This window comes from Pontibacter sp. 13R65, assembly GCF_047525655.1.
In the GTDB taxonomy this organism is placed as follows: Bacteria; Bacteroidota; Bacteroidia; order Cytophagales; family Hymenobacteraceae; genus Pontibacter.
In genome coordinates, this window is the sequence record NZ_JBLIQL010000028.1 from 1 (window position 1) to 11,942 (window position 11,942).

Sequence of the window (11,942 nt, forward strand, 5' to 3'; positions counted from 1 at the left end):
GCCACCGAAACCCCATCAACGCCCTGGTCCACATCCTCTCAGGTCTGACCGCCTACACCTTTCTCGACCACAAAAACAAAAAGTTTAACCTCGCCAGAACATTGGCTTAATTCCCGAGTTCACGTAATAATTACGGAAGGACTGGCTGTTGTAAAATAAAAGAGTCCGGCGGGGTGGCCGGACTCTTTTGGAAAGCAAAATGACTTTAGCAGCAGTGAAATTCCTGGATTTAAGCTTGTTTTTAACTTGTTTTTACTGCACCTGATCGCTTCGGTGGGGGCCGTTGCGTTTCTGAGCCTATCAGGATGAATTGTAGCTGTGCTAAAGGCAACTAGGGTTTATAGTTTCTCTGCTTTCCTGTGCTTTTAAATAGTTTATGCCTTGCGGCGTTATTTTAATGCATATCCTGCCCGCTCTAAAACAGGTTTCTGCCAACCCTTTACGTGCCAAGTCCTCACCGAGATCAAAAGATAAGGATTTATTTTTAGCTTCGAGGGGCAAGAGTTTTAATAAATCGTAAAATTGCGCGGGTTGTGCCATACATTCCCACAATACAGTGTGCTCTATCTGGATAACTGCTTCCTGGCTAAGAGCAGTCGGTTCTTTAGTACAGGTAAGAGCAGTCGCAAAAAATTTATCTGTAGTTGTGTTTCTAGTTATAGCTAATTGCCTGATTTGCTGTAGTACTTTAAAAAAAAGTAGGTACGCTTTCTCTAAATAGAGGCTATGCACACCATAATGGCGGCTGAGTAATTGTATCTTTCCCATTGTATAAAAAGTGCAGCATCACTCTTAATCTCCTGTTGCACCCCAACCATACAAATTTACTTAAGATCATCTATTCTGAAAAGGAATTTTGGGCCTACTGCGTAACATCCTATCCAATGATCTAAAACATGGTTTAAAGCACAAATTAAGCGATACTTAGGTAAAACACTGTAAAAAACCGGGCACTTTCGGGATAAATCGTAACATGAAAGCAAGAGACTAGACATCACTATTCCGAAACCACCTGTATCAAATTGAAACTTAGTTTACTCAGAAAACTCCTTAAAGTAATTCCCTGAAGCTCAAAAGATAACACCTTCTGAAAAATACCCGGTGTAACAATAATGGAGTATTGGTAGCGGCTCTACCGGAAAAGCCAGAGCTAAAGCAAGCAAAATTCGTCTCACTGGTGCTGTATTGAGGCTGTTGGCTGTGCTTTTTATCGTACTTCTGTAAACGGCAAGCACTTTGCCTCTATAGTAGAATGCAGGTTATCAGGATTATTTTATTCCAGACACCTCTGCATTCTCCTGTTCATTGCTGGCTGTTTTCTTACCAAAGCGGCAACAGCAACTAATAAAACGACAATCAATCACGGCCAATATTTCAATACAGTAATCAGCTGGCTATCAAATAATTTTATAGCCTACGAAAGCTCATGAGCGTAATTTGCCTAAAGCAGTTTTTGTGCCAATATCAGATATAGCAGTTGTTCATTCTAATTTACGAATTTACCATAGCCATTCATTCGTAAAAGTGCTCATAATGGAACGGCATTGTGTCCGTATTCAGCCAGCGGTAGTTGTTTGCAACACCAACTGATCAGGTGCAACATGCTGTGCTGCCGAAACTATTGAAGCAAATTGCTGTTAGCTATAGAAATGAAATTCAGATTCCCTAAATTCGATAAAATAGGCGCTCCCTTACTTGGCATGCTTGGACTGGCGCTGCTGGTGCTCGAAACCCGCCAACAGCTCCGAATACCATCGCAGCCTAAACTCGTGCGGCTTCGCCAGAACGCTTCAGTAGCCGCACTTGCACTTCCGGCGCTTCGGCTGCTGCTGCTGCCTGCGCTATATGCGGTAGCCAAGTGGGCAAATAAAAGGCAATTCGGGCTTTTGCCACAGTTAAAGCTACCAGCCTGGGCTAATGTAGCGGCAGGCTTCCTGTTGCTGGACTACAGCAATTACCTGTGGCATGTGCTGCTGCACCGGCTTACTATATTGTGGCGCTTCCATAACGTGCACCACATAGACCTGGACCTGGACTTATCTACCGCCTGGCGATTTCATGTAGGAGAAAACATTGCCTCTGTTCCTTTTAGAGGGGCTATGGTGGCCTTACTGGGGGTGCCACCTAAGCTGGTGGTGGTTTATGAGTTCTTTTTTGAAGCTTGTACAGCGTTTCATCATAGCAATGTGCGGTTGCCCTACCAGTTGGAGCGGCGCCTGCTGCAGGTTATGGTTACGCCACGCATGCATGGCATTCATCATTCTATTGTAGCACAGGAAACCAACAGCAACTTTTCTGTAATTTTTTCTTTCTGGGACAGGTTACACAAAACGCTGCAGCTGCACGTGCCACAGCACGCCCTAACCATTGGTGCACCAGCTTATCGCAATGTGGCCGAACAGACTCCAGGCTGGCTGCTGCTACTGCCCTTTAAAAAGCAACGGGAATGGAAACTGCCCAATGGCAGCACCCCCACCCGCGCCTACTCCGGCAATGTGGCCACAGATCTGCTGCCTTAAGCAAATTGCAAAGGCAGTAATTCCTAACTCAGGAGCACCTCATCAAGTATACTATAATCTTTTAAACAACAGCAGTAATTTTATGATAAAAGGCAGGTTAATAGCTTTAGGAGGAGGTGATGACGATGGGTTGCTAAAGCTAATCCGTTCTCAGATCTGCAGTGCGCAATCGCATATTGTGGTAATTGCTACAGCTGCCACAGAGGTAGAAGACTCTGGTAATGCGTATAAGGCAGCGTTTGAGGAGTTTGGCTGCAGAAACGTAAGACTCCTGCACATAGACGAGACAAACGAGGCCGATACTACCGCAAACCTAGCAGGTATTCAAGATGCGGAAGTTGTTTTTTTTACCGGAGGAGACCAGGTGCGCCTTGCCAACTTCCTGGAGGGTACAAAGCTGCTCGACATCATGCGCAGGCGATACATAGAAGACGACATAATCATTGCCGGCACCAGTGCAGGGGCAGCCGTTATGTCTGATAGAATGATTTACGATGGCTACGGGCATTATTCGCTAATAAAAGGCGAAATGAAGATTACACAAGGGTTCGGTTTTATTCGCCAGGTGTACATAGATACGCATTTTGCAGAGCGTGGACGTTTTGGCCGATTGGCGCACGCGGTGGCACACGACCAGGAGTATATTGGTATTGGCCTGAGCGAAGAAACTGGCATTATTATAAAAAATGGCGACCAGGTGGAGGTGTTTGGCACCGGAGTAGTTACAATAATCGATGCCGGGAGCGTACGGTTTTCTAACACCCGCCAGGTAGAAGAAAACGAGCCTATTGCCGTAGAACACCTGATCATGCACCTGCTGGTAGAAGGTTACCGCTACTGCCTAAAGGAGCACCTGTTTCAGGCAATTCCAGCCGCTACTTCTCAGACCGAACCTAATCAGGCACCCATTTCATCAGAATAAAAAGGAGCTTTGCTCCTGGCCTATATCTAACCTTTTAGGTGGTTGTACTAAATTTGATACAGTGTATCACTTAACACAGCAGCATAGGCAGAAAAAGATATATTCTTTTTCTGCCTATGCTTTGTATCTCAAAAAATGACTCCGGAAGGCCATTTTCATTAGAACAATTCAGGTTATGCCTGTTGGTTGCTGCTTGTTAACCCCTTGATCTGAGGCTGCAAAGGCTCCTTCTCATGTTAAACCTTAACCAATGCAAAGGCTAACAACCCCTGCACTAGTTAAGGCAGGTAGTTTGTTAACTTTTAGCCAGCATAGGCTCACGCTCCAGGTAAAGCTGTTCTAGCTCCATATTTATAGCAACGCCAGCTTTTGCACCTTCGGCTGCGGCTACAATTACCATTTGCATATCGCGGGCAGCATCGCCAGCCACAAAAAGCCCGGGTATATTCGATTTTTGAAGTCGGCGGGTTTTAATAACACCTTTGTTTGTAAACTCACAGCCCAACTGCACGCCCAGGTCACACTGTTGCTTTGTGCCTGTATTAAAGAACATTACCTCCTGCTCCTTAACATTGCCATTTTTAAGAACGATCCGTTGTAGCCTGCCATCTGCTCCTTCCAGCCTTTCTATTTTATCGGTGCAAACCGCTACACCGTTAAGTTTAAGTCTGTCCCAGTCGCTTTGAGTCAGTTTGTCGGTGCCATCGGTGTAGAGGGTAATATTGTCGCTCCAGGTTTTCATGGCAAGCGATTGTCCCACGCCTTTCCTGTCTTTGCCATACACTGCAATGGCTTTGTCGCTAGATTCCCAGCCATCGCAATACTGGCAGTGGTGTACACTTATGCCATACAGTTCTTCAAGGCCAGGCAGTTCCGGCAACTTGTCTTTCAGGCCGGTTGCCAACAACAGCTTGTGCGAGGTGTAAACTGTGCCATCTTCGTCGTTGACTACAAAATGCCCTTTGCTGTAGGTAGCTGTTATTACAAGCTTGCAAATAAACTCTACATTATACTTTTGAAGTTCGGCTCTTCCGATTTCTAAGAATTCTTTTGGGTTTGTACCGTCGCGGGTAATAAAGCCATTCATGCTGTGCGACCAGCGGTTACGTGTCTTGCCCGTGTCTAACAACAACACTTTGCGCCTGCAGCGCCCCAACACCATGGCAGCGTTCAAACCTGCTGGTCCGCCACCTATTATTATTACATCGTACATCAGTTCTCTGTCTTCTTTTGAGACTAATTAAACGGATTGCTCAGGTTAAAGATAGTGCCATTTAGCAGAAAGTTTTAAACCGTAGCAAGAGCAGCGGCCCCAGCATATGGTTTGACAGGAAAAGTTATAAGTAACCACTTCAGATGAACCAAGGGATCTACAAACCAAAACCGTTTTTAGCAGGCAGCACGTACTAAAACAGTACTGCCTTAAGCAACAATATTAAATTAATGAAATAAAGGTTGATTTCTGATATTTACGATATACATGCTAGTCTGTAAAATTATATTTTATTCATTATCAAGGCATTACCGACTAAAATTATAAACTTTTAGTGATCATAGTTCATTTGCCCCGCCTATACCTCCTACAGGATAGGAACATCGGTATATTTTTTTAAATAATTTTCTGCACAACCGCTTTACTCTAGCGAAATATTGATTACGTTTGTTAGTTAAAAAACGGCTTACTACTATTACACATATAGATATATTTATATTTAAATGTATTTTAGTTTCATAGCGCCAAACTCTAACAACATCTTTTCATTTTTCCATAACATGTAACCGCTGTGTTTAGTAATAGCTTCGTTGAATTACAGCCAGTGCATTTCAAATAATAAACACTTATTTATGAAACGAAAAATTTTAGCTCTGATTACTGGTTCTTTGCTATCAGGGGCGGCTATGGCAGGAGGGTACCAGGTAAACCTGGCAAGCCAGCGCCAGATCGGTATGGGCCACACGGGTACAGGCATTACAACCGGTACCTCCAGTATCTTCTTTAACCCTGGTGCCATGAGCTATCTGCGCGAGAATGGCGTAACAATTGGTGCATCGGGCATTATATCTAAAATAGCCTACCAGGCACCCGAGCCAAGTGGTGCAACAGCTATGACAGATAACCCTATAGGCACTCCATTTCAAGTGTACGGTGTCTTTGGCATCAACGATAAATTAAAGGCAGGTTTGGGCATATACACACCGTTTGGCAGCACCGTAAACTGGGGCAACGACTGGAACGGCCGATTTGCCTTATCAGAACTTAGCTTACAAGCCATTTTTATTCAGCCAACTCTTAGCTATCAGATCACCGACCAACTGGGCATTGGCGCTGGTTTTGTATATGCTATTGGTGGCGTAAACCTGCAACGCAACATACCGCTGCAAAACTCGCAAGGAGCTTATGGTAGTGCAGAGCTCGATGGTAAGGCAAACGGAGTTGGTTTTAATGCCGGCATTTTCTTTAAACCTTCAGAGCAGCTTTCGTTTGGTCTTAGCTACCGCTCTAAAGTAGACATGAAAGTATCAGGAGGTGATGTTACCTTCTCTAACATGCCTACTTCTCCAGCCATTGCAGGACGCTTTCCGGCAGGCACCGAGTTCGATGCCACCTTGCCTCTTCCAGCAACCCTTACTTTAGGAGCAGGTTTTATGCCTACTCAGGACCTGACCATTGCCGTAGATGTGAGCCACGTGGGCTGGAGCGCCTACAAAAGCCTGCGCTTCGACTATAGTCAGGATGTAAACGGAAGCAACTACGCAGAGAATGCCCGCAACTATAAAGATGCCTATATTTATAGAATTGGTGCTGAATACAACCTTTCTGATGTCTTTGCACTACGTGCCGGTGCTTATTACGACGGCACTCCTGTGCAGGAAGGCTATTTAACACCTGAAACACCAGATTCAGACTCTAGAGGCCTTTCCGTAGGTTTTGGTTACAAGCTGTCTGAAGACCTGAGCATCGATGCTTCTTTCCTGTACATCAACAAAAAGAAAAGAACAGATGCCTCTGACCTTTCCGGTGGCATAGCAGGCACTTACAAGTCGGTTGCCTATATACCTGGTGTTGCCCTGAATTATAAATTTTGATTAGCTATTAAACGAATATGAAAAAATTTTTCTATAAACCCAGCATACTGGCTCTTGCTGTCGGTATGTTTCTTGCCAGTTGCGATCCAGAAATAGAAGCTCCAAGTATCTCGGCAGGAAGCCAGCTTGATCTTACTAAATATGTAGCTGTTGGCAACTCGCTTACAGCAGGTTTTCAGGATAGAGGCCTGTACCGCGAAGGTCAGCTTAGTTCTTACCCTGCTATACTTGCACAACAATTTGAAACAGTAGGAGGTGGCGAGTTTACACAACCGCTGTTCTCTGAGGCTGAGGCAAATGGCAGTGGGTATATAAAGGTCGGAAGCTTTGTGGGCGGAATCCCTATTCCGGAACCTGTTGCGGCACAGGCTACAAGAGGAGGCACACTACCCGGTGGTGCCGAAGCTCTTACCAAACATTTAGAACCCGTGCAGAACCTGGGCATCCCGGGAATATCGGTGCTAACCAGTGCATCTGCTGCCTATGGTGCCAGCAACCCTTACTTAGAAAGGCTTCTGCAACCTGCTGAGGTTGGCAATAAAACATATATACAAGAAGTTCTGGAGTCTCAGCCAACTTTCTTCTCTATGTGGCTCGGCAACAACGACATTTTAGGATATGCGCTGGCAGGAGGCGAGCCAGCCAATGTTACGCAGGCGCTTACCGACACGACAATATTTGAGAACATTTACACCAATTTTATAAACAACCTTACTGCAAATGGCGCAGAAGGAATTTTGGTAAATATTCCGGATGTGAAGACAGTCCCATTTTTCACAACAGTACCCTACAATGCGCTTACGCTAACCACTCAAGCGCAGGTAGACGCTCTAAATGCAGCTTACGGCAGCGGCGCTTTGGGCATTACGTTTGCGCTGGGCCCCAACCCACTCGTTGTGCGTGATCCTGCTGCCCCCGCAGGCTTCCGGCAAATTAAGTCTAATGAACTGGTGCTGCTTCCTGCTTTAGAGGGAATAGCCGGGCAGGGGTACGGCTCGCAGGTTCCGCTGCCGAGCAACTTGTTTTTAAGCGAGAGCGAGATTAACCAAATTAACGATTATACCTCAAGCTATAACCAGGTAATCAGAAACATTGCCACTTCCAAGAACTTAGCTTTCTTTGACGTTAACAACTACTTTAACACCATAAAAGGAGGCTTCGTGATGGATGCAGTAACATACGCCCCAACTTTTGTTACCGGAAATCTGTTTTCTTTAGACGGCATTCACCTAACGCCAAGAGGATACGCCATACTGGCCAACGAAATGATCAAAACAATAAACGCCAAGTATAGCGCCCAGATACCAACAGTGGATGCAACAAAGTACCGTGCAGTGCTACTGCCATAATTTTCACACAAGCATTACAAAAAAGGCTGCCAGCAATTGGCAGCCTTTTTTGTGGTAAATAAACCAATTATTCTAATGAAAATGGCCTTCCAAAGGCTTTTAAGCATTTTTTAGTCAAGGGTTAAGATCTGACTGAACACTAAATTTCTTAATCTTTCTTTCAAATACGATTCAAAATGCATCTTACCCAAAACCAGCAATTTAACCATCAAACAATTTAACAGTTTAATAATCCGCAATTATTCTAATGGAATCGGCCTTCCAAAGGCTTTTAGGCATTTTTGAGTCCAGGGTTAGGAGTGGCTCTGTTCATTCTCTAAACCACTCATTCACTCATTCAAAATTTTTAATGCGCCTCCAGCCAATCGTTGCCAACACCTAAACCTACTTCCATTGGTACACTCAGCTGCAGCGCGTTGGTCATGAGCTCTACAACTTTTGGCGTTACTATTTCAACTTCTTCTTTGGGAGCATCAAACAGAAGTTCGTCATGTACCTGTAGCACCATGCGAGTCTGCAGCTTTTCCTGCCGCAGATAATCCTGAATGTTGATCATGGCGATCTTAATGATGTCGGCAGCGGTGCCTTGTATGGGCGCGTTAATAGCGTTTCGCTCGGCAAAGTTCCGGATGGTAGCATTGCGCGAGTTAATGTCGCGGAGGTAACGGCGGCGGCCCAGCAGTGTTTCGGCATACTCCAGCTCCCGCGCCTTCTCAACAGCACCATCCATGTACGCCTTTACAGCATCAAACTCTTGAAAATAAGCCTCTATAATATCTACAGCTTCGCGGCGCGGTATGGCCAACCGCTCCGACAAACCAAAAGCCGAGATGCCGTAAATAATACCAAAGTTTATGGTTTTGGCTTTGCGGCGCATCTCAGAAGTCACTTCTTCCAGCGGCACATGAAACACTTTGCTAGCCGTAGAGGCATGTATATCGAGGCCGTTGCGAAAGGCGGTCTTCATGGTTTCATCACCACTAAAGTGGGCCATAATGCGCAGCTCTATCTGCGAGTAATCAGCCGAAATAATTTGGTGCTTGCTGTCGCGTGGCACAAAGGCTTTCCGGATCTCGCGGCCCCTCTCAGTACGAATCGGAATGTTCTGCAGGTTGGGGTTAGTAGAGCTGAGGCGGCCTGTAGCAGTTACCGCCTGGTTAAAGGAAGTGTGCACCCGGTTGTCGAGTGAGCACACCAGCTGCGGCAGCGCATCCACATACGTCGACTTCAGCTTCGAGAGCTCCCGGTGGTCTAGTATCAGCTTTACAATTTTGTGCTCGCCAGCCAGCTTAGAGAGGATTTCTTCGCCGGTGGCATATTGGCCAGTCTTGGTTTTCTTTATTTTGTTCTTCCCATGCAGCTGCAGTTTGTCGAACAGAATATCTCCTAGCTGCTTAGGCGAGCCAATATTAAATTTCTCGCCGGCTATCTCAAAAATGCTTTGCTCAATCTGCCCGATCTCCTGCTCCAGCTGTATCGAAATATCGGCCAGGGCATTGGCATCTATACTGATGCCCTCATGCTCCATGTCGGCCAAAACCTGCACCAGCGGCGTTTCCACCTCCCGGAACAGCTTCATGAGCCCTTGCTCCTGCAGCAGCGGCTCAAAATGATTTTTCAGGCGCAGCGTAATATCCGCGTCTTCACAGGCGTAGTCGCTTACCTGCTCGGGCTTCAGGTCGGCCATGGTGAGCTGGTTTTTGCCTTTTGGCCCAATAAGCTCCGTAATAGAAACCGGACTGTAGTGGAGGTAGGTTTCAGAGAGCACATCCATGTTGTGGCGCATTTCAGGCTCCAGCAGGTAGTGCGCCAGCATGGTATCGAAAATCGGCCCCTGCACCTCCACGTTATATTTTTTCAACACCGTAATGTCGTACTTTATGTTCTGACCTACTTTGGCGATGTTCGGGTTCTCCAGCACCTCCCGAAACTCCTCTACCAGCTGCTGCGCCTCGTCGGTATTCTGGTGCGGCACCGGTACATAATAGGCCTCGCCGGGGCGGTAGCAAAACGACATACCCACCAGCCGCGCCGTAATCGGATCTATGCCGGTAGTTTCAGTGTCCCACGATATTTCGTCCTGCAGCTTCAGGTACTGCACCAGGCTTTTGCGAAGCTCTGGTGTATCGATCAGGTGGTAGTCGTGCAGGGTGGTGTTGATGGTCTGCAGCTGCGTAGGCACCAGGTCGGCAGCCTCTGCGGCGGCAGAAGCTTCTGTTGCCTCAGGGGCTGCAGCGCCAAAAAGCGACGTTTGGGCCGCATCTGCCGCTTTTGCTCTGCGGCCAATGGCTGGTGCCGCTGTTGTAGCCTCTGCCAGCGATTTGCCTAGCACACGCTGCGCCAGCTGCCGGAACTCTAACTCCGCAAACAACTCCGTGAGTTGCTCCTCGTTCGGGCCGTTATACAGTAAGGCATCTTCGTTGAACGCAATAGGCACATCGCGGTGAATCGTTGCCAGTTCTTTTGAAAGCAGGCCCTGCGCGGCAAAGTTTACTACGTTCTCTTTTTGCTTTCCTTTTAGTTGATCTGTGCTGGCTACCAGGTTCTCTACAGAGCCAAATTGTTTTATAAGCGACTTGGCTGTTTTCTCACCAATGCCCGGTATACCGGGAATGTTGTCTACGGCATCACCCTGCAAACCCAGAATGTCGATTACCTGCTCCACCCGCTCAATTTCCCATTTATCCAGTACCTTCTGCACATCCCACACCTCTACGGCGTTGCCCAGAAAGGCTGGCTTATAGAGGTACACATGTTTGGTCACCATCTGGCAATAGTCTTTGTCGGGTGTCATCATGTACACATCAAATCCGGCTTGCTCGGCTTTGCAGGAGAGTGTGCCTATAATATCGTCGGCCTCAAACCCATCCATAATCAGCACTGGTATGTTAAAGGCTTCTACAATTTTTTTGCAGTACGGAATGGCAATAGAAATATCTTCGGGCTGCGCCTGCCGGTTGGCTTTGTACTCCGGAAAGCTGTCGTGGCGAAAGGTTTTTGACGGTGAGTCGAAAGCAACGCCAATATGTGTGGGCTGCTCCTTTGTAAGCACTTCCACTAGCGTGTTGGTAAAGCCCAGCGCTGCTCCGGTGCTCATGCCTTTGGAGTTTATGCGCGGTGTTTTACTGAAAGCAAAATGCGCCCGGTAGATCAGTGCCAGGGCATCTAGCAGGAATAGTTTTTTTCTAGGTTCGCTCATGCGGCAATTTAGTCAATATTTACAAGTATAAGTAAGCGCCAATCTGGTGATTCTTAAAACGTATATCCTGTAAACAGTTTTTTGCTTTTGTGTAGACAACTGCCCCGCGCTCCACAAAGTGTGGAATTTATTCCACACTACGCCCCACAGTTCCACAGTTTGTAGAATTTGCACTAATTTATAAATAACTGATTTTCAATATTTTATATATAAATAAATTTCTGGCACAGTTATCTCAATAGGGCAAATACAATTTAAATGTTTAGTAAACTAAAATTAAGAAACATGAAAAAAGTAACCGTAATAGCAGCAGCAATCGCCCTTTTCGGCTTTATATCTATAGATGCAAACGCCCAAACAGAAACTCAAACTCAAACTCCTCCTACTGAGCAATCAACAACTCAGCAAGGAACTGCTGCTACCGCTCAGGATAAAGAAAAAGTGAAAGTTACACAAGATCAACTTCCTGAGCCAGTAAAACAAGTACTAGCACAAGAGGCCTTCCAAGAGTGGAAAGTTGATGAAGTTTATAAAGTAGCCGGTGATGCTGAAGGCGACAAAGACACCTACGAAGTAATTTGCACTAACAGTGCTCAGGAAAAAGGTATCGTTCGTATAGACGAAGCTGGTACTGTTCTGAAAGAAGAACCAAAACAATAACCGAACCAACCCTACCTAACTTTCAGCTTTTAGCCAAAGCCAACCAATAGCCAACCCAAACTTAACAGAGAAACCTCCCTAGTGGAGGTTTCTCTGTTTTTATGCCACTCTAGTTTATTTTGTGCGCAAAAAAACTGAGTTACAGGTAAAAATCTGCACAGCCTGCCTCGTTAGAATTATTTAAATAAAAAAAGCCTTCCAGAGCA

Annotated in this window: 8 protein-coding genes; 5 read left to right on the forward strand and 3 right to left on the reverse strand. The window is 46.1% G+C overall.

The window, feature by feature from the left end; all coding sequences use genetic code 11:
• Nucleotides 1-321 precede the first annotated feature (321 nt).
• The gene (locus ACMA1I_RS21005; protein WP_337070445.1) at nucleotides 322-768 is read right to left on the reverse strand and encodes a hypothetical protein; all 447 of its coding nucleotides are present in this window, start codon (nucleotides 766-768) and stop codon (nucleotides 322-324) included.
• Nucleotides 769-1,649: 881 nt separating this feature from the next.
• Between ACMA1I_RS21005 and ACMA1I_RS21010 the strand changes: the two genes are divergently transcribed.
• A complete protein-coding gene (locus ACMA1I_RS21010) occupies nucleotides 1,650-2,519 on the forward strand; it encodes a sterol desaturase family protein (RefSeq protein WP_337070446.1) in 870 nt (289 codons plus the stop codon).
• An 82-nt stretch (nucleotides 2,520-2,601) separates the two neighbouring features.
• Nucleotides 2,602-3,441: a cyanophycinase gene (locus ACMA1I_RS21015; RefSeq protein ID WP_337070447.1), complete on the forward strand. Its 840-nt coding sequence runs from the start codon at nucleotides 2,602-2,604 to the stop codon at nucleotides 3,439-3,441.
• A gap of 295 nt (nucleotides 3,442-3,736) precedes the next feature.
• Here the strand turns inward: ACMA1I_RS21015 and ACMA1I_RS21020 are convergent, their stop codons facing one another.
• Entirely contained in the window at nucleotides 3,737-4,654 is a 918-nt protein-coding gene (locus tag ACMA1I_RS21020) for an NAD(P)/FAD-dependent oxidoreductase (RefSeq protein ID WP_337070448.1), read from the reverse strand.
• A 632-nt stretch (nucleotides 4,655-5,286) separates the two neighbouring features.
• Between ACMA1I_RS21020 and ACMA1I_RS21025 the strand changes: the two genes are divergently transcribed.
• Together ACMA1I_RS21025 and ACMA1I_RS21030 are read left to right on the forward strand one after the other, a co-directional pair.
• Nucleotides 5,287-6,528, forward strand: a complete 1,242-nt coding sequence (locus tag ACMA1I_RS21025) for an OmpP1/FadL family transporter (protein WP_337070449.1) — start codon at nucleotides 5,287-5,289, stop codon at nucleotides 6,526-6,528.
• Between the two features lie 17 nt (nucleotides 6,529-6,545).
• Nucleotides 6,546-7,877: an SGNH/GDSL hydrolase family protein gene (locus ACMA1I_RS21030; RefSeq protein ID WP_337070450.1), complete on the forward strand. Its 1,332-nt coding sequence runs from the start codon at nucleotides 6,546-6,548 to the stop codon at nucleotides 7,875-7,877.
• Between the two features lie 346 nt (nucleotides 7,878-8,223).
• Here the strand turns inward: ACMA1I_RS21030 and polA are convergent, their stop codons facing one another.
• Nucleotides 8,224-11,076 carry a DNA polymerase I gene (polA, locus tag ACMA1I_RS21035; protein WP_337070451.1) on the reverse strand — a complete coding sequence of 951 codons (2,853 nt, stop codon included), beginning with the start codon at nucleotides 11,074-11,076 and terminating at the stop codon, nucleotides 8,224-8,226.
• A gap of 285 nt (nucleotides 11,077-11,361) precedes the next feature.
• On the opposite strand from polA, the gene ACMA1I_RS21040 reads away from it, so the two are divergent.
• Nucleotides 11,362-11,736: a hypothetical protein gene (locus ACMA1I_RS21040; RefSeq protein ID WP_337070452.1), complete on the forward strand. Its 375-nt coding sequence runs from the start codon at nucleotides 11,362-11,364 to the stop codon at nucleotides 11,734-11,736.
• Nucleotides 11,737-11,942 lie beyond the last annotated feature (206 nt).